Genomic DNA, 24,629 nt, shown 5'->3' with positions numbered 1-24,629 from the left:
TAGGGAGTGTCATCATGGAAATTAAAACACAGTTGCGGGGGCTTCCCCCTTATCAGCCGGGAAAATCTATTGAAGAAGTAAAACGAGAGTACGGGCTTACCGATATTATTAAACTAGCATCCAATGAAAATCCATATGGTTGTTCACCTGCTGTGAAAGAGGCGGTGATGAAACAATTAGATCATCTTGCCATTTATCCCGATGGATACGCACGTCTGTTGCGCGAAAAAGTTGCCACACATTTAGGGGTCAACGAAACACAGCTTATTTTCGGCAACGGGTCGGATGAAGTCGTGCAAATTATTTGCCGCGCGTTTTTATCTCCGAATACGAATACGGTGATGGCTGCGCCGACGTTTCCACAATATCGTCATAACGCGGTGATTGAAGGGGCGGAAATTCGTGAAATTCCGCTGGTGGATGGGCGACACGATCTAGAAGCAATGCTGAATGCAATTGATGAACAAACGCGCGTCGTTTGGATATGCAACCCGAACAACCCGACAGGGACGTATGTGAACGAGCAGGAATTAACCTCTTTCCTTGAGCGAGTTCCTAGCCATGTCCTTGCCGTTTTGGATGAGGCGTATTATGAATACGCAACGGCGAATGATTATCCGCAAACCGTTCCACTTCTCCGCCAATATGATAATTTAATGATTTTGCGTACGTTTTCAAAAGCATACGGTTTAGCAGCGCTGCGGGTTGGATACGGTATTGCCAGCGAAACGCTCATTCGTGAGATCGAACCGGCGCGCGAGCCATTTAATACATCAAGCGTCGCGCAGGCAGCTGCCATTGCTGCTTTAGATGATCAAGCATTCATTCGCGAATGTGTCGAAAAAAATAAACAAGGGTTAGAGACGTTTTATCGTTTTTGTGAGGAAAATGGGCTGCGCTATTATCCGTCACAAGCGAACTTTATTTTAATTGATTTTGGTATCGAGGGAAACGAAGTGTTTCAATATTTGCTTGAGCGGGGCATCATCGTTCGCTCCGGCAATGCGCTCGGTTTTCCGACATCGGTGCGCATTACGGTTGGTTCCAAAGAGCAAAACGAACGAATCATTCATGCATTAACGCAAATGTTGAAAGAAAAGCAGCTTATATAAGGCCGTCCCGTTGCTTTTAAGCAACGGGAGCATTTTTACACAAGAAGGTGAAGCAGTTGGAAGGAAACGTCTTTGTTGTTGGACTTGGTTTAATCGGTGGTTCGATGGCGCTAGCGATAAAAAAAGCGCATCCGAACGCCGTCATTATCGGATATGATGTAAATGAGAATGAGCTGAAACTTGCTCGTTCATTAAAAGTGATTGATGAAATTGCTTCTTCCCTTGAACAAGGGTTGAGACAGGCTGATCTAATCATTTTAGCCACTCCTGTTATGCAAACGGAAAAAATCTTGGCGGAGATGCCTTTCAGTGTATTAAAAGAAAATGTAATTGTCACGGATGTTGGAAGCACAAAGCAACGAATTGTCAAACATGCAAAACAGTTAGGAAAGCAAGGAATAACGTTTATCGGCGGCCATCCGATGGCAGGTTCGCATAAAAGCGGCGTTGCTGCAGCAAGGGCGCATTTGTTTGAAAACGCCTTTTACGTTTTGACGCCGACGAATGATGTAGCGGCAAGGGATGTGGAACGGCTAAAAGAGTGGCTAAAGGGAACGAAAGCACAGTTTGTTGTGCTGTCGCCAGAAGAACATGATCGCATTACTGGAGTGATTAGCCATTTTCCGCATATTATTGCAGCAAGTCTTGTCCATCAAGCACAACAGTATGAAAAAGAAAATCCGCTTGTCAGCCGTCTTGCCGCAGGGGGGTTCCGCGATATTACGCGCATCGCTTCAAGCAACCCGGAAATGTGGCGCGATATTTTTATACATAATAAAGACGAAATGTTGGCGCTATTTGATGGCTGGATTTCAGAGATGCAAAAGCTTCGTTCCATTGTGGAAGAGGAAAATAGCGAAGCGATTTACCGGTATTTTTTACAAGCAAAACAATTTCGCGACGGGCTTCCAGCGCGAACGAAAGGGGCAATTCCATCTTTTTACGATCTATATGTCGATGTTCCTGATTATCCTGGGGTTATTTCCGAAATTACCGGCTATCTTGCAAAAGAACAAATTAGCATAACAAATATTCGTATTATTGAGACAAGGGAAGAAATTTACGGTGTGCTCCGCCTTAGCTTTCAAAGCGAGGAAGATCGGGCGAAGGCGAAAGCCTGTATTCAAAGACATACGAATTACGAAACATATGAAGTGTAAACGGAGGGGGAAGATGTGCAACCGTTGCGAACCAATATTTCATCATTACGAGGAACCATCAATGTTCCAGGGGATAAATCGATTTCCCATCGCGCTGTGATGCTTGGAGCAATTGCTAATGGAACAACGACCATCGCGAATTTTTTACAGGGAGAAGATTGTTTAAGTACGATCGATTGTTTTCGAAAATTGGGAGTGTCGATTGAGCAAAACGGAAGCGATGTTGTTGTCGAAGGAAAGGGATTAAAAGGTCTTAAGGAGCCATCTGACATTTTAAATGTTGGCAATTCCGGGACAACGGCAAGATTATTGCTCGGGATTCTAGCGGGATGTCCGTTCCATTCTTGCTTAATTGGCGATGAATCGATCGCCAAGCGGCCGATGGGTAGAGTGACAAAGCCGCTAAAAATGATGGGTGCGCACATTGACGGCCGCGAGCATGGGAACTATACCCCGTTATCCATTCGCGGCGGCGAACTTCAGCCCATTCATTACGAGTCTTCTGTCGCGAGCGCACAAGTGAAGTCGGCGATTTTATTGGCGGGATTGACAACAAATGGAACTACGACAGTAACGGAACCTCATCGTTCTCGCGATCATACCGAACGAATGATTCGGTTGTTCGGTGGAAGCGTAACAGTGGACGACCTTACAGTTTCTATTACCGGACCGCAGCAGCTAATAGGCGCAAATATATACGTTCCGGGAGATATTTCGTCGGCAGCCTTTTTCTTAGTAGCTGGCGCAATTGTACCAAACAGCGAAATTACGTTAAAAAATGTCGGGCTCAATCCGACAAGAACGGGAATTATCGATGTGCTACAAAAAATGGGTGCGGAAATGACGATCGAAAACATTCGTAACGAGCAAACAGAACCGCTTGGCGATATTACCATTCGCACCTCCAATTTAACAGCGACGGAAATCAGCGGCGCTCTTATTCCGCGATTAATCGACGAAATCCCGATCATTGCCTTGCTTGCAACGCAGGCGGAAGGTACGACCGTTATTAAAGATGCGAGCGAATTGAAAGTGAAGGAAACGAATCGAATTGATACGGTTGTGACAGAGCTGCGAAAACTTGGCGCGGATATTAAAGCGACAGCTGATGGCATGGTCATTCATGGAAAATCAGCGTTAAAGGCAAAGGACGTTGTCGTTGATAGCTACGGTGATCACCGTATTGGCATGATGCTAGCGATTGCTGCCTGCATTACGCAAGGAACTGTCTGTTTAAAACGTCCAGAAGCGGTGGCAGTCTCTTATCCATCGTTTTTTGATCATCTTCATTCCTTAATGTAGAAGCAAGAAACCAAATACAGGTTTCTTGCTTTTTTATTCATATGTCTTTTCATTCCTTCATAGCTTGTCGTAAAGGGGGAATGAAGACATGCCATATGTGATTGAAGGAGCGTACGTCATTCGCCAAGAACAGCTGCAACGCTGCTCGCTCGTGATTGATAGTAATCGCATTGATTATATAAGCGAGCAGGCGGATCGGTATACATGGATGCGAATGGAAATAGGGGAGATGATCGTAACACCCGGTCATGTCATGCTCGATTTTTCGTTTCAACAGCCGCGGACGTTTTTGCAATTTAAACAATATGTTCAACAGCAATTAATCGCACAAGGATGCACTACACTGCTCGCTGTTTGCGATGTTTCTTTTGAAAGCCAGCTTGCTCCCGCGTTGCAACGCTTGCGTCAGCATTTATTAAATAGCCCCATTGATTATTTCATCGGTGTGAAAGTTCCGCTTCGTACGCTTACTCCGTCATTAATGATCGCTTGCAGACGATGGAAAGTTCCTGTCATTTTTGTCGAAATGCAAGAAAATGATATGTTGCATTCCGTCCCATGGCATTGGATCGCAGAGGTGTTAAAAACATATCGGCCTCCATTTGTGCCGTATTGGCCAAATGGAAGCCGAACGAAAAAACAAGAAGCGACGTGGCGAAAACTGCTTGCTGCTCATCATATTCCATTTATCCCATTTCCATTACAGGAACGAACGCCGCTTTCGCTTGATGTGTTAAAGAAAATTGGGATTTATCCGCAAAAAGGAGATCTTCGTATCGGTGGAGAAGTAGATTATAATTTATATAAAAAAGAATCTGTGAGCCGTTTAGTTGCCGAAACGCCTATTGTCGATTATGATAATCATGTTCCTGTTATTACGGTTCATAAAGGAAGATTGCTTAAAGCAGGAAATCAAATATACTTTTATCCCGGATTTGGCATGGAGCGGGTGATCCGCGCACCGGGAATGTTTGTTGCACATCTTCAGTAGGAAAGGGTTTATGCATATGAAACGAATCGAGGAAATCGTTCGTCTTGTGGAAAACGGAGAAGTAGACAAAGCATTAGGACTTGTGCCTGACATCAAAAAAAATGGCAGTGATGAAGAAAAATACGAGCTTGCGGATTATTTATATTCATGGGGAATGTTAGAAGAAGCGAAAGAATTGCTTGAGGAGCTATCGCTTCGTTATCCTGATGAAGGAGAAGTGCGGCTATTTTTAGCTGAAGTATACACAGAGCTGGAAGAGGAAGAAAAAGCGCTTGAAATTTTAGAACAAATCGATGAAGATGATCCCCTTTTTGCCCGTGCGTGTCTGATTGCCGCTGACTTGTATCAAATGCAAGGGCTCGAGGAAGTAAGTGAACGAAAGCTCCAACAAGCATATGAAAAAATGCCGGATGAGCCGATTATTCAGTTTGCGTTAGCAGAGCTATATTTTTCGATGGGACAATATCCAAAAAGCATACCGTTTTATGAAAAAGTATTAAAAAAAGAAAAGACGATTGCCGGTACTCACATTCCAGAACGGCTCGCCGAAGCGCTCAGTTTATGCGGGGAATTTGAGCAGGCATTGCCATATTACGACGAAGCGCTGCAAGAAAAAATCGACAGCCGGACATTATTCGGTTATGGATTTACGGCGTTTCAAGCGGAGTATTACCGAACCGCAATCGAAAAGTTAAGCGAGCTAAAAGAGCTTGACCCTGAATATGTGCCGCTTTATCTATATTTAGCCAAAGCATATGAGCAAGAAGGACAGCTTGAGAAAAGCTATGAAATTGCAAAAGAAGGGATTCACGTTGATGAGTGGAATAAAGAATTATTGTTATATGCCGGAAAAGTCGCATTAAAACTAAAAAAACCGGATGAAGCAGAGTCGTGGCTGCGCAAAGCCATCGAGATTGACCAAGGATATATCGAGGCGCTGACTACGTTATGTGCGTTGCTATTGCATCAAGAGCGATATGAAGAAGTCGTTTCCTGCTTGGAAGAAGCGATGAAACAAGGGGAGTATGATCCTCAGTTTGAATGGGATTTAGCGCGCGCGAAACATAAGCTTGAGATGTATTCTGATGCATTAAACCATTACCGGGAGGCATATACTTTCTTTAAGGATAATGTTGATTTTCTTGAAGAATATGGCTATTTTCTGATCGAAGAAGGAAATAGAGAGAGAGCGAAAGAAATATTTCAACAAATCGTACGTCTCGATCCTGGGCACATAGAGGCAGCAGACATATTGCTTCAATTGGAGGAGTAGGGGATTGCGGTGAATATCACCTCTTTCTTGGAAAACGATTGAGGGGGAAGCGCATAATGACGCATGTATCCGTGAATGAGAAAAAAGAGTTTATTCGTTGGTTTTTAAATCATTACCAGTTAAAACGCCGGGAATGTGTCTGGATTTTAAACTATCTAATGAGCCATGATCAGCTGATGCAAAAGGTTCATTTTGTGGAAAATGCCCAATATTGTCCGCGCGGCATCATTATGTCAACTCATTGCGTCGATGATGTCCCGTTCCGTTTTTATAAAGGCAATGTCATGACGACAGATGCGGAAAAATCGTTTCATGATATTCGTTTAAATCGGGATGAAGATATTTATATCCAGTTGAATTTCCGTGCTTCTTTCCATTCTCCGCAATATGTCGCAGTATTGGAAGAAAATCCATATGCTCCAAAACAAGTGCAAGTAAATGAAAACGATCGGCGGTTGGCTGAGCAATTTTTAAAAAAATCGCTTTATGAATTTCAACGAGAACGGTTAATGAAACTCATTGACGACGCGCTAGACCGTCAAGATGAAGAGGCATTTCGCCGCCTTACTGATCAGTTGAAACAGTTGTGAAACCTTGCGGAACGCAAGGTTTTTCTTTTTGCAAAAAATATGGTATGGTGATAAAGAAAATGACGTTGAAAAGAAGGGGAATGTGCATGAAGTGGGCAGCAGCAGATGTGGAGATATATGTGAAAGAAAAAGATTATATTGACACAGCTTTAATTCCGCTTATTCCGATTACGATTGCCGATGGCGCCAAAGAGGCTGCATCCGGAGGAGAGTTTGTGCAGCTAATTGTTCATGAGGCGGAACGTCAACTAAAGGGGAGGTTGTTTTTATTTCCGCCATTTACGTATTTTATGAGCGAACAGTGTGAAGAACTCATTCGGCGGCTTGGGGATTGGACAAGACAGCTGATGGAACATGGGATGAAGCATGTTTTTTATGTGACATGTGACCGCACATGGAAAGAATATGAAAATCAGCTTTCCGGCAGGCTGTGGATGGTGCCAGCGATTCCACTGCAGGATATGGATGAATCATATAAGCAAGAAGTCATTCGCGAACAAACATCTCAGTTGCTGAACTTTTTCATTTCGCAATGGGCATGAAGCAGCGTGATGAAGAAGTTGAAAGGTTAAAGCGATGACGATATTGACCTTGCACGCTGAATGAGCTATCATTAGAATGTCCTAGTTTTATATTGTGTTATACAAATACCGTCCGGTTGGACTTCATTTTGTATAGAGGGGGGAAGACGATGAGTGAAAAAAATCGCGTAACAAGACGCCAATTTTTGAACTACACGTTAACTGGTGTAGGCGGCTTTATGGCTGCTGGCATGCTAATGCCGATGGTCCGTTTTGCCGTTGATCCGATTTTAAAGGATGAAGCGGGGACGGACATGGTAGCGGTAGCGGATGTAAAGGACATTACGACCGAACCAAAGCGTTTTGATTTCAAAGTAAAAATAAAAGACGCTTGGTATGAGTCGGAAGAGCCGCGATCCGCATGGGTGTATAAAGACGAAAAAGGAGAAATCGTAGCGCTGTCTCCGATTTGTAAACACCTTGGCTGTACGGTAGACTGGAATACGGACAAGGAACATCCAAATGAATTTTTCTGTCCTTGCCATTACGGGCGTTACACCAAAGACGGTACAAATGTTCCTGGAACGCCGCCAATAGCTCCGCTAGACCGTTACGAGTACAAAGTGAAAGACGGCAAATTATACTTAGGTAAAGCGAAACCACGAGGGGAGGCGTAATACGTGTTAAATAAGCTTTATGACTGGGTTGACGAGCGTTTAGATATTACGCCTTTGTGGCGGGATATCGCTGACCATGAAGTTCCGGAACATGTTAACCCGGCCCATCACTTTTCCGCATTTGTTTATTGTTTTGGCGGATTAACGTTTTTTGTTACTGTTATCCAAATTTTATCTGGGATGTTTTTAACAATGTATTACGTTCCGGATATTAAAAACGCTTGGGAATCGGTTTATTATTTACAAAATGAAGTGGCGTTCGGACAAATCGTCCGCGGTATGCATCACTGGGGAGCGAGCCTTGTTATTGTCATGATGTTTTTACATACGTTGCGTGTCTTTTTCCAAGGTGCATACAAAAAGCCGCGCGAATTAAACTGGATCGTTGGTGTGCTTATCTTCATGGTCATGATGGGGCTTGGTTTTACCGGCTACTTATTGCCATGGGATATGAAAGCGCTATTTGCGACAAAAGTAGGCTTGCAAATCGCTGAAGCGACGCCGATTATTGGCCCGGCCATTAAAACGTTGCTCGCAGGAGACCCGGAAATTGTTGGTGCGCAAACGCTAACAAGATTCTTTGCGATCCACGTTTTCTTCTTGCCTGCTGCATTGCTCGGCTTAATGGCTGCGCACTTCTTAATGATTCGCAGACAAGGTATTTCTGGTCCACTGTGATTCGCATAAACGCTGTTTAGTGAGAAGAAAAAGGAGGGAAACATGCAATGCATCGCGGAAAAGGAATGAAATTTGTCGGCGATTCCCGCGTGCCCGCAGTGAGAAAGCCGAATATTCCAAAAGATTATTCGGAATATCCCGGGAAAACGGAAGCGTTTTGGCCGAACTTCCTATTAAAAGAATGGATGGTTGGCGCCGTCTTTTTGATCGGTTTTTTATGTTTGACGGTCGCACATCCATCTCCATTAGAGCGTATTGCTGATCCGACGGATACGGCATATATTCCGCTTCCGGACTGGTATTTCTTGTTCCTCTATCAATTGCTTAAATATTCGTATGCATCAGGTCCTTATACGGTGATCGGAGCAATTGTGATACCAGGGTTGGCATTTGGTGCGTTATTGTTAGCGCCGTTTTTGGATCGCGGTCCGGAACGTCGCCCATGGAAGCGTCCTGTCGCTACCGGAATGATGCTTTTAACGCTTGCGTCAATAGTATATTTAACTTGGGAAGCCGTTGTTACGCATGACTGGAAACAAGCTGCTGAACAAGGAAAAATCCGCGCAGAAGTGGAAATTGACAAAAACGCAGAAGGATATAAAATTGCCCAAGCTAACACATGTACGTCCTGCCATGGTGAAAATTTATCCGGTGGTGCAGCTGCGCCATCGCTTATTGGCACAGGCTTAACACCGGAAGAAATCGCGAAAATTTCAAAAGAAGGTAAAGGCGGCATGCCTGCAGGCATTTTCAAAGGTACGGACGAAGAGTTGAAAAAACTCGCTGAATTCATTGCAGGATTAAAAGAGGAATAAACGGTTCATCGAGAAAAAAGCTGGCTATGATTAGTCAGCTTTTTTCATTCATGAAAAGTAGAGAGCAGGTGTGTATTCATGAAATGGGTTTTTCCGTTGCTTGCCCATCGTTCCGTGTTATGGTTTTTGCTTATAGTCAACGTGATCGGGACGATTTACGGATATATATGGTATCGTTATCAATTAGCGGAGACGCCGCCAATTTTTTTGCCGTTTGTTCCAGATAGCCCAACCGCAAGTTTATTTTTTGTGCTAGTTCTGATTGCGTTTTTGCTCGGCCGTCATTTTCCGCTGCTTGAAGCGTTGGCAATCGTGACATTAGTGAAGTATGGCGTTTGGGCGGTCGTGATGAACTTGTTAGTATGGAAAGTGACGGGAACGCTTGATGTCGCAGGATGGATGTTAATCATTTCTCACGGAGCCATGGCGGTCGAAGGAATATTATATGCTCCGTTTTATCGGTTTCGCTTGCCTCATTTAGCGTTCGCGGCGGTTTGGACGTTACATAATGACATCATCGATTATGTTTTTGGAATGATGCCGCGTTACAGCGTTTTAAATCAATATATGCCGCCAATCGGCTATTTTACGTTTTGGCTTAGTATCATTTCGATCGCGATTAGTTATATGTTATGTGTACGAAAAGGGAGACTTTTTCTTTCATTAAATTAATGGTCTACTCTTGTCCACTCCTTCATACATTGTAATAGTTAATGGAGGAGGGACAAGAATGAAGCGAATATGGCTATTTGCTTTTATCACGCTCATTTGTTTATTTCCATCGCATAATTACGCCGCCGAAAATGATGGCGGTTGGAAAAAACTAGATCAAATTTCTGATCAAGCGTTACAGTTGGCGAAAAATGGACGTTTCGAAGAAGCAAAGGAAGTATTGACGTATTTTTCCGATCAGTTTTTTCAAATGAACGCCCGGGACCGGCTTAAAACAGCAGATGAACTTCGCGCGATCACGATTACTCACGAAAATGCACTGAAAACGGTAACAGCATCCTCATTGCCGGAGGAGGAAAGAATTGATAAAGTAACACAGTTTCGCCTTGTCGTTGATGCGATTCATTCGACACATCAACCTCTTTGGTCAGAGATGGAAACAACAGTGATGGGGTCGTTTGATCAGCTTGAGAAAGCGGTAGAAGAAGGAAAAGAGGAAGCATTTACCGCCTCTCTGCGTCAATTTTTAAACCATTATGAGCTGATTGAGCCAAGCGTCAAAATTGATGTGCAGCCTGAGGAAGCGAAAAAAATAGATAAAGAGATTGAAATGTTGCAAACACCGGCATTTCAACAATTAAGCCAAGAAGATCAGCAAAAACATTTAAAAAATATGCGCGCAGACTTACAGACGTTATTTGACGGCGTCAAAAAAGACGAAGCCGATCCATCTTTAATATGGGTGATCATTTCTACTGGAGGAATGATTGTATTGACACTATCTTATGTTGGATGGCGGAAATATCGCGGGGAGAAAGAAAAAAACCGCACCCATGAAAATGAATAGGGAAAAGGGGGGCGAGTGGCGCCCCTTTTTATTGTTCTAGCGGCTGCTTCCGTTCATCGAGTGTGAAACCTTCACCAAGCACATCATGGACGTCGGTGACAGCGACAAACGCATGGGGATCAACGGAAATAATGACGTTTTTTAAACGAGGCAGTTCGTTTTTCGCCACCACACAATATAATACATCCCGATCGCGTTTCGTATAAGAGCCCCGCCCTTTTAAAATCGTTACGCCGCGATCCATTTCCGTTAAAATTTTGCTGGCAATTTCCTCGCTTTTTTCTGAAATAATCGTTGCTCCCTTCGCCGCATATCCACCTTCCTGCATAAAGTCGATGACGCGGGCGGCGATAAACACTGCAACGAGCGTATACATTGCCTCGCGGTAAGAAAGGTAAAGCAATGAAAGAGTAATAACGGCGGCATCAAACGTAAACATCGTTTTTCCCATGCTAATCCCTTTATATTTATGGACAAGTCGCGCGATAATGTCGACGCCGCCTGTGGTTCCGCCGTAACGGAAAATAATGCCCAGACCGACGCCGATAAATACGCCAGCAAATAACGCCGCTAGCGTCATATCATGCTTTAGCGGCATATGAATGGCGTAACGTTGAAAAATCCAGAGGAAAAGAGAAAGGCCTACCGTTCCGATAATCGTATATAAAAACGAATTGCGCCCAAGCAATTTCCAACCGATAAAGAAGAGAGGAACGTTTAACGCTAAGTTTGTAATGGATGGATCAATGTCAAATAAAAAGTAGAGAAGCAGCGTAATTCCTGTAAAGCCGCCTTCTGCTAAATTATTTTGCATGTTGAAATGGACAAGTCCAAACGCAAAAATGGCAGCACCAAGTAAAATGAAAATAATATTTTTTATTTTTAGCCCGAAAATCATATGGCTACCTCCGTTTTCATAGTAGTCAGTGTCCTTAATTATAGATGAAGTTGTTTGTGTAAGCAATGTGCGCGCATTAGACACAAAAATATTTGTCAAAAACGTTGCTTTTAGCTAACATGAAAACATGAGAGGTGACGTTTATGCAAGAAAAGACGATGAAGCAGCTGCAACAAGAGGTAGACGAATATATTAGCCAATTTAAAGAAGGGTATTTCAGCCCGCTCGCCATGCTTGCGAGACTTACCGAAGAGCTTGGCGAATTGGCGCGGGAAGTGAATCATTATTATGGCGAAAAGCCGAAAAAACAGACGGAAAAGGAAAAAACCATTGAAGAAGAGCTAGGGGATTTGCTATTTGTCCTTATCTGTTTTGCCAACTCTCTCCATATCGATTTGCAACAAGCACATGATATGGTGATGGAAAAGTTTCGTACCCGTGATAAAAACCGCTGGACGCGAAAAGAAGAGGAGGAAGCATAATGGAGACAATCCGTATCGTCATTGCCGGTCCGCGTGGCCGAATGGGACGCGAAGCGGTTTCCCTTGTACAAAAGACCGATCATTTTCAGCTTGCTGCCGTCATTGACCGTAAAAATGACGGGGGAAATTTAGCGGATGTCGAAGGATTTTCCGGCATTCACGCCCCGATATATACCGATGCTGCCCGCTGTTTTGAAGAAATCAAACCGGATGTACTCATCGATTTAACGACACCGGAAGCAGGAAAAAAACATGCTGAAATCGCGCTTCGCTACGGAGTCCGTCCTGTCGTTGGCACGACCGGTTTTACGGATGAAGATATTCAACGTCTTACCACGTTAGCAGAAGAAAAAGGAATTGGAGCGATCATTGCGCCTAACTTTGCGATTGGGGCCATTTTAATGATGAAATTTGCGCAAATGGCGGCGAAATATTTTCCTGATGTTGAAATTATCGAATTACATCACGACCAAAAACTCGATGCTCCATCCGGAACCGCAGTGAAAACGGCACAGCTTATTTCGATGGTACGCCCGACAAAAAAACAAGGCCATCCGGATGAGAAAGAGACGCTTGCCGGAGCGCGCGGCGCGACATATGACGGCATACCGATTCATAGTGTCCGCCTCCCGGGGCTTATCGCTCATCAAGAAGTGATTTTCGGCGGAAATGGACAAGCATTAACGATTCGCCATGATTCGTTCAACCGCGCTTCGTTCATGTCTGGAGTAAAATTGTCAGTAGAAACAGTCATGAAATTGCATACGCTCGTATACGGTTTGGAACACATTATCGAGTAAAACGGCCACTAAGCGGGGGTGCTATCGTGAAGATCGCGTTAATCGCGCATGATAAAAAGAAAGAGGATATGATTGAGTTTGTTACTGCCTATCAGCCGATTTTAGAACAGCATGAATTGTATGCGACCGGGACAACAGGTCTTCGCATTCAAGAGGCGACAGGACTGAAAGTGCATCGCTTTCAATCAGGACCATATGGTGGAGATCAAGAAATTGGCGCAATGATTGCCCGAAATGAAATGGATATGGTGATATTTTTCCGTGATCCGCTGACCGCGCAACCGCATGAGCCGGATGTCAGCGCATTAATTCGTTTATGCGATGTATATTCGGTGCCGCTTGCGACAAATATGGGGACGGCGGAAATTTTAATTAAAGGGTTAGAGCGCGGCGATTTTGCATGGAGAAACATTGTTCGTGGAAGAAAAGGTGAAATAAATGGATTATGAGCAATTACATATGTTAGCGTTCGGCGCTCATCCGGATGATGTCGAAATCGGGATGGGTGGAACGATTGCCAAATATGCCGAAAAAGGCTATCGCATTGGCATTTGCGATTTAACATTAGCCGAATTATCGTCAAACGGAACGGTGGAATTGCGGCAAAAAGAAGCAAGGGAGGCTGCGGATATATTAGGAGTGGCTACAAGAATAAATCTTGTCCTTCCGGACCGCGGCTTATATGTGACAGAAGAAGCGGTTAAAAGCATTGTTTCAGTGATTCGCCGATACCGCCCGCACGTTGTGTTTGCCCCTTATTGGGTGGACCGGCATCCGGATCATGGCCGCTGCGCACATCTTGTGGAAGAGGCGGTGTTTTCCGCTGGCATCCGTCGCTATAAAACAGAGCCGGACTTGCCGGCACATCGCGTTCATTCTGTCTATTACTATATGATTAATGCGTGGGAACGCCCGCATTTTGTCATCGATATTAGTGATACGATCGACAAAAAAATAGCCAGTTTGCGCTCCTATGAAAGCCAATTTACAAAAGCGGCTGGATCTGTCGATACACCGCTTACAGACGGTTATATTGAAATGGTGGAAAGCCGTGAGCGGTTATTAGGAAAAGAAGTCGGAGTGACGTTTGCCGAAGGGTTTTTTACGAAAAAACCAATAAAGATTTTCAATGATTTACTAGGAGTGTGAAAATGAAGCTAAAAATAGGGATTGTTTGTTATCCAACAGTAGGCGGTTCTGGTGTCGTTGCGACCGAATTAGGGAAATTGCTGGCAGAAAAAGGGCATGAAATTCATTTTATTTCTTCGAGCATGCCGTTTCGTCTCAATAAAGTGTATGGCAACATTTATTATCATGAAGTGGGCGTCAATCAATATTCTGTATTTCAATATCCGCCATATGATTTAGCTCTGGCAAGCAAAATTGCTGAAGTGGCGAAGCGGGAGCGGCTCGATGTGTTGCATGCCCACTATGCCGTTCCGCATGCGGTTTGCGCTGTATTGGCGAAGCAAATGGTAGGCGGGAAATTAAAGATTGTTACGACATTGCACGGAACGGATATTACGGTGCTTGGATATGATCCATCGTTGAGCGATATGATTAAATTTGGAATTGAGCAATCAGATGTTGTCACCGCCGTTTCGAATGCGCTTGTCAAGCAGACGTATGAGCTTCTTGACGTACAAAAACCGATCCAAACCGTCTATAACTTTGTGGACGAGCGTGTATATCACAAAAAAAATGCCAATCATTTAAAGAAAGAATATGGGATTGATGAGAACGAAAAAGTCATCATTCATGTATCCAACTTTCGAAAAGTCAAGCGGGTTCCTGATGTTGTGCGCGCTTTTTCTCTCATTCGCAAGCATCTGCCTGCGAAACTGCTGCTTGTCGGCGATGGACCGGAAATGACTGTCGTCAGCCGCCTTGTGACAGAGCTTGGACTTAGTGATGATGTACGCTTTTTAGGAAAACAAGACAAGCTCGATGAATTATATTCGATTAGCGATGTGAAGATGCTATTATCAGAAAAAGAAAGCTTTGGTCTTGTGCTATTAGAAGCGATGGCCTGCGGCGTTCCTTGCATTGGTACGACGATCGGCGGCATTCCTGAAGTGATTGAAGACGGTAAAACAGGGTTTTTATGTGAGCTTGGAAATGTGGAAGAAGTGGCAAATAAAGCGCTTCGCATTTTAACAGACAAACATCTTCACATGTATATGGCCAAGCAGGCGGTTCAAACGGTATATCAAAAATTTTATTCGGAACAAATTGTGGAACAATATGAAGATATTTATTTTTCATTGGCAAAGGGGTGAGGTGATGAAAGAACCATTTCAAAAAGCGCTCGGCATTATTCAAACATTGCAGCAGCACGGATATGAAGCGTATTTTGTAGGCGGTGCGGTGCGCGATCTTTTATTAAATCGAGAAATTGGCGATATTGATATTGCAACATCCGCGCTGCCAGATGAAGTGATGCAATTATTTCCGAAAACGATTGATATCGGTTCGCAACATGGAACGGTAGTGGTTGTTCATAACGGAATTTCCTACGAAGTGACAACGTTTCGAACAGAAAGTGAATATGAAGATTATCGTCGGCCGGGGGCGGTTACGTTTGTCCGATCCCTTTATGAAGATTTACAGCGCCGTGATTTTACGATGAATGCGATCGCGATGGATGCAGAAGGAAAGTTGATCGATCCATTTGGCGGGCAAGAGGCGATTGCAAATCGTATCATTTGTACGGTCGGTGATCCAAAAGCGCGTTTTTCAGAAGATGCGTTAAGGATGATGCGCGCGATCCGGTTTGTTGGTCAATTAGGATTTTCCCTTGACGAAGAAACAAAGCAGGCGATTATAGAAAACGCTGCGCTTCTTGCCCATATTTCGGTGGAACGGATGACGATGGAGTTTGAAAAGCTGCTTGAGGGTCCGTTTGCCAGCCGAGCTTTGTCTTTACTAGTAGAAACAGGGTTGTTTTTATATTTACCGATGCTGCGTGACAAAGAGAATGAATTGCAGGCAGCTGCCCGCTATAATTGGAGGCTGCTTGATTCACGCGGGCAGCGGTGGGGATTTTTATGCTATATCCTTTGCGTCGATTCGGCCGCTGACTTTTTACGAGCGTGGAAGCTGCCGAATCGGCTGATCAAAGAAGTGGAGATGGCGTTACGGATTTTACAAACGATTCCTTCGAGCAGTGATTGGACGAAAGAACGATTATTTGAATTCGGACTTGAGCATGCGATTGCCGCGGAAACGATTCGTTCAGTGGCAAGCGGCGAAAATGTGGAGGAACATCGAAAGAAATTGAACGAATTGTTTATGTCTCTTCCGATTAAAACAAAGAAAGAATTAGCAGTAAGCGGAAACGACATCATGAAATGGTTTGGCAAACCGGGAGGGCCTTGGGTAAAAGAGATATTGACACTCATTGAACGAGCGGTTATTCATGGAGAAGTAGATAATCATAAGGAGCGGATTCACGAATGGCTCATTCATCGCAATCTGATACGCGGAGAAAATTGTTAGAGCTATTTTCAGAGGCGAATGGAGATTTTATTTCTGGACAAAAAATTAGTGAAGTGCTAGGTTGTTCACGTACGGCTGTTTGGAAACATATCGAAGAATTGCGGAAAGAAGGGTTTGAATTAGAAGCGGTGCGCCGTCTCGGCTACCGCATTGTAAAAACTCCTGATAAAGTGACAGCAAATGAAATTCAACTTGGTTTAAAGACGGAAACGTTCGGCCGCTATATTCATTTTGAAGAGGAAGTAACATCTACGCAAAAGATCGCTTTGCGCCTTGCGTATGAAGGAGCAAAAGAAGGGACGCTTGTGATCGCGGAACAGCAAACGGCGGGACGCGGACGGATGGACCGCAAATGGTTTTCTCCAAAAGGAACGGGAATATGGATGAGTCTCATTTTGCGTCCGCCAATTCCGCCGCAAAAAGCGCCGCAGCTTACTTTGTTAACAGCAGTTGCGATTGCGCAAGCGATCCAAGAAAAAGCGAACATCGTCCCGGATATTAAATGGCCCAACGATATTTTAATCAATGGAAAAAAGTGTGTCGGTATTTTAACGGAACTGCAAGCAGACCCTGATCGGATTCATTCGGTGATTATCGGCATGGGCATTAATGTCAACCAAACATTGGATCAATTTCCAGAAGAAATTCGCACGATTGCTACATCGCTCGCCATTGAAAAAGGGGAGCGCATTCAACGTGCACAGCTGGTCCAAGAAATTCTGCTGCGGCTTGAAAGATTATATCAACAGTATTTACAATATGGCTTCCGTCCCATTAAACTATTATGGGAAGGATATGCGACAAGCATCGGAAAAGAAATTACCGCCCGAACGTTAAACGGGACGATCAAAGGAATTGCACTGGGCATTACCGATGAAGGTGTGCTCATGCTTGAAGATGAAGAAAAACATATCCATTATATTCACTCTGCCGATATTCAATTATAAACATTCATCTAGAAAAAATGTAACAATTTTGTTAAAATACGAACTAACAAGGAAATGGGCAGTATCTTTTGCGAAAGAACTGCACCGGGCAAGAAGGAACAATCAAATAAAAAACGATCTGCCTTGATCCTTAGAAGGACTTGGACAGAGGGATGAACTCAGCCGATTGCTGCGATAAGCGTCCTTCTTTCTCAAGGTAGAGAAAGAAGGTTTTTTTGTTCGGTGATTCATCTCCTCTGCGACAAAAGAGGAGGGAATAGATAATGAAAACGAAAACCGATTTTTTCAAAATGAAGCAAGAAAATGAACCAATTGTCATGCTGACTGCTTACGATTTCCCGTCGGCGAAACTGGCGGAGGCGGCGGGTGTTGACATGATTTTAGTCGGCGATTCGCTCGGAATGGTCGTTTTAGGGTATGATTCAACGATACCTGTTACCGTCGAAGATATGATTCATCATACGAAAGCGGTTCGTCGCGGAGCGCCGAATACGTTTATCGTAACCGATATGCCGTTTATGTCTTATCATTTATCCATGGAGGAAGCGCTCCGCAATGCTCAACGCATAATGCAAGAATCAGGAGCGAACGCAGTGAAAGTGGAAGGCGCCGATGACGTTGTAAACGTTATTCGCGCCTTTACAAAAGCAGGGGTTCCAGTTGTTGCCCATCTTGGACTTACTCCGCAGTCCGTTGGAGTGCTTGGTGGTTATAAAGTGCAGGGGAAAGATGCGGAAAGCGCACGAAAATTAATAGAAGACGCTAAGTTATGCGAGGAAGCCGGCGCAATCGCCCTCGTTTTGGAATGTGTGCCGAAACAAATTGCCGCGGAAATAACGAAACAGTTGACGATTCCAACGATCGGTATCGGCGCTGGTGACGAAGTGGATGGCCAAGTGCTAGTATATCATGATGTTCTTGGATATGGGGTAGATCGTGTTCCAAAATTTGTAAAAAAATACGCTAATATTCAAGAAACCATTTCTCACGCGCTCGCAAATTACATCGCTGATGTGAAATTACGGCAGTTTCCAGAAGCCGCTCATATGTTTACGATGAAAGAAGAAGAATGGATTGCGCTATATGGGGGAAAACGATCATGATTGTGACAACGAAAATACAGGATATGCAAACAATGATGCAGCAATATCGCCTTGAAGGAAAAACGATCGGTTTTGTACCGACGATGGGGTATTTGCATGAGGGGCATATTGCTCTGTTAAAAAAGGCGCGCGAGGAAAATGATATCGTTGCATTAAGCGTTTTTGTGAATCCGCTTCAGTTCGGTCCAAATGAAGACTTTGCGCGATACCCGCGCGATATAGAACGTGATGAGCGCATTGCAAAAGAAAACGGTGTAGACGTTTTCTTCTGCCCCAGTGTAGAGGAAATGTATCCACACCCATTGAGCGTACAAGTGACCGTGAAAGAACGCGTTGATGTGCTTTGCGGAAAATCAAGACCTGGTCATTTCGATGGAGTGGCTACCGTTTTAACGAAATTATTTCATATTGTCATGCCGACCCGTGCTTATTTTGGAATGAAGGATGCGCAGCAAGTTGCTGTTGTGGATGGACTTATTCGGGATTTTCATTTTCCGATCGAATTAGTGGCTGTGCCGACCGTTCGCGAAGAAGACGGCCTTGCAAAAAGCTCTCGTAATGTTTACTTATCGCCGGAAGAACGGAAGGAGGCGCCGGCGTTATATCAAGCGCTGCAGCAGGCAAAAACAGCGATTGAGAACGGAGAGCGCAATCCAGAGACGATTTGTGCATTAGTGAAAAATTATATTCAAACACATACACATGCAGAGATTGATTATGTAGAAGTTTATTCTTACCCAGATTTAAAGCCGCTTGAAAAGCTGCATGGAAAAGTGATTATCGCGGTTGCGGTTCGCTTTGCAAGCGCTCGCCTCATCGATAATATTACACTGGACATCGTGTAATTATGATTTTGCTATTTGCTTTCTTTAGGAGGGGATTTCTTCATGTTTCGTACATTAATGAACGCGAAAATTCATCGCGCACGTGTAACAGAAGCAAATTTGAACTACGTTGGCAGCATTACGATCGATGCCGATATTTTAGATGCGGTTGGCATGGTGCCTAATGAAAAAGTGCAAATTGTCAACAATAATAACGGGGCGCGATTTGAAACATATATTATTCCTGGTGAACGCGGCAGCGGAGTATTTTGTTTAAATGGCGCAGCTGCTCGTCTTGTGCAAAAGGGTGATATCATTATTGTTATTTCTTATGCGATCGTTCCTGAGGAAAAAATTGCCCAGCATCGTCCGAAAATTGCCATTATGGACGAGAACAACCGCATTCAGCAGCTGATTGTGGAAGAACCGGCACATACCGTTTTATAAAGGGAGAGGGGGCTGTTTTGATAGCGAAAGGGAGCCCCCTTTCGTTACGCTTTTTATTTTGAGGTGACAACATGAAAGACCGTTTTGTCATTATTGATTTAGAAACAACGGGGAATGTTCCGAAAAAAGGCGACCGCATCATTCAGCTTGGCATGGTGGTCATTGAGAACGGGAAAATTGTTGATCGTTTCTCTAGTTTTTTTAATCCAGAACGAGACATTCCTCCATTTGTTCAGCAATTAACAAATATTACTGAACAAATGGTCGCGGATGCACCTAGTTTTGCTGAGGAAGCTGCAAAAGTGGCTGACATGTTGCAACAGTCTTATTTTGTTGCTCATAACGTCTCTTTTGATTTGCAGTTTTTGCAGGAAGAATTGCATATGGCAGGATTGCCCCCGTTTTCAGGACCAACGATTGATACGGTCGAACTTGCTCGCATTGTCTTTCCGACTGCCGAAAGCTATAAATTAGGAGATTTAGCAAAACAGCTGCATATTGACCATGACCAGCCGCATCAAGCCGATAGCGATGCGGAAGTGACAGCTAAATTGTTCATTGCGTTACTGAACCGTTTGCGTCAACTGCCGCTTATAACATTGCAGCATCTAAAGAGATTGTCTCCTTATCTTAAAAGTGATTTATATCCATTGTTAGACAATATCATTATGGAAAAGATGGCGTCTTTAGCGGATGAAAAGTCGTATATATTTTACCGCGGCATTGCGCTGAAAAAACCTGTTTCGATGCAAAGAAAAGAGGAAGATCATCATAAAGACGCCTCATTTGCCGCGTTTTTTGCTGGCCCGCATACGCTTCCGCTTGATCATTATGAAAGACGAGATGGGCAATGGGAAATGATGAAGCTCGTTTATGAGGCGCTCGAAACGTCTCAGCACGCTTTAATCGAAGCGGGGACAGGAATTGGCAAATCGCTGGCGTATTTAATTCCAAGCGCTTTTTTTGCATATGAACAGCAAAAACGTGTTGTGATTAGTACACATACGCTTCAGTTGCAACAGCAGCTTCTTGAACGGGATATTCCTTTTTTAAAAGAGGTCGTTCCGTTTCCGCTTCGCGTAGCGGTGCTGAAAGGAAAGCGCAATTATCTTTCATTGGACAAGTTCATCGCTTTTTTGCAGGAACATCATCAAAATTACGATGTTGTGTTATTAAAATGTCAGCTTCTTGTTTGGTTGACGCAAACGGAAACGGGAGATATGGATGAATTGAATGCATCGTCCGGCGCGCGTTTATTTTGGCCGCTGTTAGTTATGGATGAGGAAGATAATGGCGGCAAATATAATTTCTTTTGGAGAGCGAAGCAGCGAGCGGAAGAAGCTCATATTGTGATTACGAATCACGCTTTTTTATTGCATGATGTTACTGCTTCTACTCCGCTTCTGCCTGATTATGAGCATATGATTATTGATGAAGCGCATCATTTAGAAGAGGTAGCGTCCCATTATTTTGGGCAGCAAGTGGATTATGTTTCGATTCGTTTAATACTAACAAGAATTGGAAAAGTGAATGAAAATGGTTCGCTCGCAAAATTAATGAAATTATTTGCCGGGCGCCATTGGAATGCGGATAATCATTTTTTACGCTGCGGGCAGCTTGTAGAAGAGCTTCAGTTTGAATGTGATGAACTGTTTCGCATGATACGCCGTTATGCATTAGAAAGGAAATCAGCGGAATCTGGACGCTGCCGCTACCGATTTGAACCACAAAAAGAAAGCGGCCGCCAATGGAGCGCAATGAAAGAATTGCTTTGGCGCATCCGCGGCCATGTTGCCAACCTTGTCGATGAAACAAAACAGTTGCAAACGTTTTTTTCAGAAAACAACATGGAATCGTCCATATCTGCCCAGCCCTATTCCTATTTTTCCGACGTTTCATCCTTGAACCAAATCATTGATACATTATACGATTTAATCGAAAGCGATGACCCAATGGTGGTCCGGTGGATTGAAGCGGAAGAAAAAGGAGCAGCTAATGCAACGGCTGTTTACTCACAGCCCATTCAGTTGGATGAATTTTTTGCCGAACGGCTGTTTATGCCGAAAAAAAGTATTGTGCTTACCTCGGCAACATTAACGATGAATGGCAGCTTTGCATATATAATATCCCGTTTTGGATTAAGCGATTTTTATCCGATTTGCCAAACGATTCCGTCTCCGTTTTCGTATAAAGAACAGGCAATGTTAATGATTCCAAGCGATTTTCCGCCGATTTCTTCTGTATCTTTGGAAGAATATGCTGCCGTAGTTGCTGAAGGGGTATCACAAATTGCCGAACGAATCAAAGGAAAAATGCTTGTTCTCTTTACGTCATATGAATTGCTCAAATTGACGGCAGCCGCGATGAAGATGGAGGAACGGAATGAAGACTATGTATTGATTGCTCAAGGGGTGCAAAGCGGGAGTGCGACAAAACTGACAAGAGCGTTTCAACAGTTTGATCAAGCCATTTTGTTTGGAACAAGCAATTTTTGGGAAGGTGTAGATTTGCCTGGTGACGAATTGTCGGTAGTAGTGATCGTCCGCTTGCCATTTGCACCTCCAGATGATCCGTTGATCGAAGCAAAAAGCGAGTATATTCGCGCTAAAGGCGGAAATCCTTTTTACGAGTTGTCTCTTCCGGAGGCTGTGCTTCGTTTTAAACAAGGATTTGGAAGACTAATTCGAACGAAAAAGGATAAAGGGGCGGTATTTGTTTTTGATCGCCGTCTTACATCTGCTTCATATGGAAAATACTTTTTAAACTCGTTACCGTCGCTTACGATTTATGAAGCATCGCTTGATCAACTTTTGCAAAAACTTGAAAAATGGCTATGATAAATGAGCGGAAAATGGCGTAATCTATAGCTAGGCTATTTTGATCCAATTACTGAAAAAAGCGCCTTGCCGCATGCGTATAAATGCAAAAGCAAGGCGCCTGTTAAAATTATGGTGTAGGTGGGCAATTTTTTATGAAATAAACAGGCAAACCTGTTATAATTAGTGAAGAAATACAACATGTCAAATTGTTGTTGTATTTGTATTGTTGCCGTTGTACCTTATTCATATAAGTAACAAAATTTGTGTCACACAGGAGGAAACGACGTAAATGGAAAGTAAAATTGAAGTGCTCGCTACCGTAAAAATCCAACATTCCGAGGACTTGTATAAAATTGTTGATTGTCTGAACCGAACATTGAAACGAGACAATCTTATGTTTGGACTAGCTTTGGATGAAAATGATAAAAAGCAGGCTATTTTTACTATTTATCGCACGTAAGATGTGATGGAAATGAAAAAATGGGGCGTTTTACTTTTCATTTTTTTATGCCTTGGAGTTTGGCAGGCGATATCCGTTTATCAAGATGCTTTGATGCCGAAACAGTCATTGGAGGAAAAAGCGTTAGAACGCGCGAAAGAAAAAATTGTTTTCACGCAGATTGAGCGCACTTATACATACTATGGCGAAAAAACTTATATTGTGTTTATCGGCAAGAATAAGCAAGGGAAAAAATATATTGTTTGGGTTCCAGAAAAGAAAGGGAAAATTGTTATAAAACGAGCGAAAAGCGGTATTACGGAATCGGAAGCGATCGCGAAATTAAAAGCGGAGCGTCATCCGAAAAAGCTCATTTCCGCTAAGCTTGGTATGGAAAAGGGCGTACCTCTTTGGGAGTTGACATATATTGATCAATATGATCGCTATTCGTTTTACTACTTAAGTTTTACTGACGGAACATTTTTAAAGAGGTACAGCTTTCAACAATGACGCAATTAGGGGGAAGAAACGATGAAACTTTCAAAAAGGGTTGCTTCACTCACGCCATCCGCGACATTAGCAATTACGGCAAAGGCAAAAGAACTAAAAGCAGCAGGCTATGATGTGATCGGCTTAGGCGCGGGCGAGCCGGATTTTAACACGCCGCAGCATATTATTGACGCAGCCGTAAAGGCGATGAATGAAGGATATACGAAATATACGCCATCAGGTGGCCTGCCAGCTCTAAAGGAAGAAATTATTAAGAAGTTCGAAAAAGATCAGCAGCTTCGTTATGAGCCGTCAGAAATTATTGTTTGTGTTGGAGCAAAATACGCGTTGTATACATTGTTTCAAGCTATTTTAGACGAAGGGGATGAAGTGATCATCCCGACTCCATATTGGGTTAGCTATCCAGAGCAAGTGAAGCTTGCCGGCGGTGTGCCAGTTTATGTCGAGGGGATGGAAGAAAATCAATTTAAAATTACACCAGAACAGTTAAAAGCGGCGATTACGGAGCGGACAAAAGCGGTGATTATCAATTCGCCAAGCAATCCGACAGGAATGATTTATACGGAAGAGGAGTTAAAAGCGCTTGGCGAAGTTTGCTTAGAGCATGACATTTTGGTCGTTTCCGATGAAATTTATGAGAAATTGGTGTACGGAAACGCGAGACACGTATCGATCGCGCAATTGTCGCCGGAGTTAAAAGCGCAAACCGTCATCATTAATGGCTTGTCCAAATCGCATTCAATGACGGGATGGCGGATTGGATATGCGGCGGGAAATAAAGAAATTATCAAGGCGATGACCAATCTTGCCAGCCATAGCACATCCAACCCGACCTCGATTGCGCAATATGCGGCCATTGCCGCGTACAGCGGCCCACAAGAGCCGATGGAAGAAATGCGCAAAGCGTTTGAAGAACGATTAAATATTATTTACGAAAAACTGATCCAAATTCCAGGGTTTACTTGTGTGAAACCACAAGGGGCGTTTTATTTGTTCCCGAACGCTCGTGAAGCGGCGCAAATGGCTGGTTATGATACGGTGGACCAATTGGTTGAAGCACTGTTGGAAGAGGCAAACGTTGCGCTTGTACCAGGCTCTGGATTTGGCGCGCCAGACAATGTTCGTTTGTCTTATGCCACTTCGCTCGATGTATTGGAAAAAGCGGTGGAACGCATCAAACAGTTTATGGAACAAAAACTTCAGCGCTCATGATCAAAAAGCGGC

General features: G+C 43.7%; 27 protein-coding genes. 26 read left to right on the top strand and 1 reads right to left on the bottom strand.

Annotated elements, in window-relative coordinates:
- The first annotated feature begins 14 nt into the window (after nucleotides 1–14).
- From hisC to ypjB, 12 genes are all read left to right on the top strand, one after another.
- Nucleotides 15–1,112 carry a histidinol-phosphate transaminase gene (gene hisC / locus B9L23_RS13350; protein ID WP_015864272.1) on the top strand — a complete coding sequence of 366 codons (1,098 nt, stop codon included), beginning with the start codon at nucleotides 15–17 and terminating at the stop codon, nucleotides 1,110–1,112.
- Nucleotides 1,113–1,168: 56 nt separating this feature from the next.
- On the top strand, nucleotides 1,169–2,272 hold the full coding sequence (locus B9L23_RS13345) for a prephenate dehydrogenase (RefSeq protein WP_062752714.1): 1,104 nt from the start codon (nucleotides 1,169–1,171) through the stop codon (nucleotides 2,270–2,272).
- A 15-nt stretch (nucleotides 2,273–2,287) separates the two neighbouring features.
- Nucleotides 2,288–3,574 carry a 3-phosphoshikimate 1-carboxyvinyltransferase gene (gene aroA / locus B9L23_RS13340; protein ID WP_015864270.1) on the top strand — a complete coding sequence of 429 codons (1,287 nt, stop codon included), beginning with the start codon at nucleotides 2,288–2,290 and terminating at the stop codon, nucleotides 3,572–3,574.
- A gap of 88 nt (nucleotides 3,575–3,662) precedes the next feature.
- Nucleotides 3,663–4,565 (top strand): hypothetical protein, encoded by a 903-nt coding sequence (locus tag B9L23_RS13335; protein WP_089097847.1) that lies wholly within the window; start codon nucleotides 3,663–3,665, stop codon nucleotides 4,563–4,565.
- A 16-nt stretch (nucleotides 4,566–4,581) separates the two neighbouring features.
- On the top strand, nucleotides 4,582–5,838 hold the full coding sequence (locus B9L23_RS13330; RefSeq protein WP_169712572.1) for a tetratricopeptide repeat protein: 1,257 nt from the start codon (nucleotides 4,582–4,584) through the stop codon (nucleotides 5,836–5,838).
- Nucleotides 5,839–5,894: 56 nt separating this feature from the next.
- Nucleotides 5,895–6,428, top strand: a complete 534-nt coding sequence (locus tag B9L23_RS13325; protein ID WP_015864268.1) for a ReoY family proteolytic degradation factor — start codon at nucleotides 5,895–5,897, stop codon at nucleotides 6,426–6,428.
- Nucleotides 6,429–6,514: 86 nt separating this feature from the next.
- The gene (locus tag B9L23_RS13320; RefSeq protein ID WP_089097845.1) at nucleotides 6,515–6,970 is read left to right on the top strand and encodes a YpiF family protein; all 456 of its coding nucleotides are present in this window, start codon (nucleotides 6,515–6,517) and stop codon (nucleotides 6,968–6,970) included.
- Nucleotides 6,971–7,119: 149 nt separating this feature from the next.
- Nucleotides 7,120–7,626: a QcrA and Rieske domain-containing protein gene (locus tag B9L23_RS13315; RefSeq protein WP_062752708.1), complete on the top strand. Its 507-nt coding sequence runs from the start codon at nucleotides 7,120–7,122 to the stop codon at nucleotides 7,624–7,626.
- Nucleotides 7,627–7,629: 3 nt separating this feature from the next.
- Nucleotides 7,630–8,304, top strand: a complete 675-nt coding sequence (qcrB, locus tag B9L23_RS13310; RefSeq protein WP_015864265.1) for a menaquinol-cytochrome c reductase cytochrome b subunit — start codon at nucleotides 7,630–7,632, stop codon at nucleotides 8,302–8,304.
- Nucleotides 8,305–8,351: 47 nt separating this feature from the next.
- Nucleotides 8,352–9,119: a menaquinol-cytochrome c reductase cytochrome b/c subunit gene (locus tag B9L23_RS13305; RefSeq protein WP_081189441.1), complete on the top strand. Its 768-nt coding sequence runs from the start codon at nucleotides 8,352–8,354 to the stop codon at nucleotides 9,117–9,119.
- A 78-nt stretch (nucleotides 9,120–9,197) separates the two neighbouring features.
- The gene (gene lhaT, locus B9L23_RS13300) at nucleotides 9,198–9,791 is read left to right on the top strand and encodes a lipoprotein heptaprenylglyceryl N-acetyltransferase LhaT (RefSeq protein ID WP_089097844.1); all 594 of its coding nucleotides are present in this window, start codon (nucleotides 9,198–9,200) and stop codon (nucleotides 9,789–9,791) included.
- 58 nt (nucleotides 9,792–9,849) lie between these two features.
- Nucleotides 9,850–10,638: a sporulation protein YpjB gene (ypjB, locus tag B9L23_RS13295; protein ID WP_089097843.1), complete on the top strand. Its 789-nt coding sequence runs from the start codon at nucleotides 9,850–9,852 to the stop codon at nucleotides 10,636–10,638.
- Nucleotides 10,639–10,666: 28 nt separating this feature from the next.
- Here ypjB and B9L23_RS13290 read toward each other — a convergent pair whose 3' ends face one another.
- The gene (locus B9L23_RS13290) at nucleotides 10,667–11,536 is read right to left on the bottom strand and encodes a YitT family protein (protein ID WP_081189443.1); all 870 of its coding nucleotides are present in this window, start codon (nucleotides 11,534–11,536) and stop codon (nucleotides 10,667–10,669) included.
- Between the two features lie 143 nt (nucleotides 11,537–11,679).
- Between B9L23_RS13290 and B9L23_RS13285 the strand changes: the two genes are divergently transcribed.
- From B9L23_RS13285 to B9L23_RS13220, 14 genes are all read left to right on the top strand, one after another.
- Complete coding sequence (locus tag B9L23_RS13285; RefSeq protein ID WP_015864260.1) at nucleotides 11,680–12,018, top strand: nucleotide pyrophosphohydrolase; 339 nt, start codon at nucleotides 11,680–11,682, stop codon at nucleotides 12,016–12,018.
- Nucleotides 12,018–12,818, top strand: coding sequence for a 4-hydroxy-tetrahydrodipicolinate reductase (gene dapB / locus B9L23_RS13280; protein ID WP_015864259.1), 801 nt, complete (start codon nucleotides 12,018–12,020; stop codon nucleotides 12,816–12,818). Before B9L23_RS13285 ends, dapB begins: the two co-directional genes overlap by 1 nt.
- 26 nt (nucleotides 12,819–12,844) lie before the next feature.
- Nucleotides 12,845–13,267, top strand: a complete 423-nt coding sequence (gene mgsA, locus B9L23_RS13275) for a methylglyoxal synthase (RefSeq protein WP_081189444.1) — start codon at nucleotides 12,845–12,847, stop codon at nucleotides 13,265–13,267.
- Nucleotides 13,257–13,967, top strand: a complete 711-nt coding sequence (gene bshB1 / locus B9L23_RS13270) for a bacillithiol biosynthesis deacetylase BshB1 (protein ID WP_081189445.1) — start codon at nucleotides 13,257–13,259, stop codon at nucleotides 13,965–13,967. Before mgsA ends, bshB1 begins: the two co-directional genes overlap by 11 nt.
- A 2-nt stretch (nucleotides 13,968–13,969) precedes the next feature.
- A complete protein-coding gene (bshA, locus tag B9L23_RS13265) occupies nucleotides 13,970–15,097 on the top strand; it encodes an N-acetyl-alpha-D-glucosaminyl L-malate synthase BshA (RefSeq protein WP_015864256.1) in 1,128 nt (375 codons plus the stop codon).
- Nucleotides 15,098–15,101: 4 nt separating this feature from the next.
- Nucleotides 15,102–16,316 carry a CCA tRNA nucleotidyltransferase gene (locus tag B9L23_RS13260; RefSeq protein WP_062752700.1) on the top strand — a complete coding sequence of 405 codons (1,215 nt, stop codon included), beginning with the start codon at nucleotides 15,102–15,104 and terminating at the stop codon, nucleotides 16,314–16,316.
- A complete protein-coding gene (locus B9L23_RS13255) occupies nucleotides 16,274–17,263 on the top strand; it encodes a bifunctional biotin--[acetyl-CoA-carboxylase] synthetase/biotin operon repressor (protein ID WP_015864254.1) in 990 nt (329 codons plus the stop codon). Before B9L23_RS13260 ends, B9L23_RS13255 begins: the two co-directional genes overlap by 43 nt.
- Nucleotides 17,264–17,526: 263 nt before the next feature.
- Nucleotides 17,527–18,366, top strand: coding sequence for a 3-methyl-2-oxobutanoate hydroxymethyltransferase (gene panB / locus B9L23_RS13250; protein ID WP_089097842.1), 840 nt, complete (start codon nucleotides 17,527–17,529; stop codon nucleotides 18,364–18,366).
- Entirely contained in the window at nucleotides 18,363–19,211 is an 849-nt protein-coding gene (gene panC / locus B9L23_RS13245; protein WP_015864252.1) for a pantoate--beta-alanine ligase, read from the top strand. The genes panB and panC overlap by 4 nt, the downstream gene beginning before the upstream one ends.
- 42 nt (nucleotides 19,212–19,253) lie before the next feature.
- Nucleotides 19,254–19,637 (top strand): aspartate 1-decarboxylase, encoded by a 384-nt coding sequence (gene panD, locus B9L23_RS13240; RefSeq protein ID WP_015864251.1) that lies wholly within the window; start codon nucleotides 19,254–19,256, stop codon nucleotides 19,635–19,637.
- A 71-nt stretch (nucleotides 19,638–19,708) separates the two neighbouring features.
- A complete protein-coding gene (gene dinG, locus B9L23_RS13235) occupies nucleotides 19,709–22,474 on the top strand; it encodes an ATP-dependent DNA helicase DinG (RefSeq protein WP_089097841.1) in 2,766 nt (921 codons plus the stop codon).
- 271 nt (nucleotides 22,475–22,745) lie between these two features.
- A complete protein-coding gene (locus tag B9L23_RS13230; RefSeq protein WP_073967870.1) occupies nucleotides 22,746–22,916 on the top strand; it encodes a YpmA family protein in 171 nt (56 codons plus the stop codon).
- A 12-nt stretch (nucleotides 22,917–22,928) separates the two neighbouring features.
- Entirely contained in the window at nucleotides 22,929–23,405 is a 477-nt protein-coding gene (locus tag B9L23_RS13225; protein ID WP_171698697.1) for a cell wall elongation regulator TseB-like domain-containing protein, read from the top strand.
- A 21-nt stretch (nucleotides 23,406–23,426) separates the two neighbouring features.
- Nucleotides 23,427–24,617, top strand: coding sequence for a pyridoxal phosphate-dependent aminotransferase (locus B9L23_RS13220; RefSeq protein ID WP_089097839.1), 1,191 nt, complete (start codon nucleotides 23,427–23,429; stop codon nucleotides 24,615–24,617).
- The last annotated feature ends 12 nt before the right edge of the window (nucleotides 24,618–24,629 follow it).

Origin of the sequence: Parageobacillus galactosidasius, assembly GCF_002217735.1 — a bacterium.
Lineage (GTDB): Bacteria > Bacillota > Bacilli > Bacillales > Anoxybacillaceae > Parageobacillus_B > Parageobacillus_B toebii.
The sequence above is the reverse complement of the archived record's forward strand: the minus strand, read 5'-3'. Positions and strand labels throughout refer to the sequence as shown.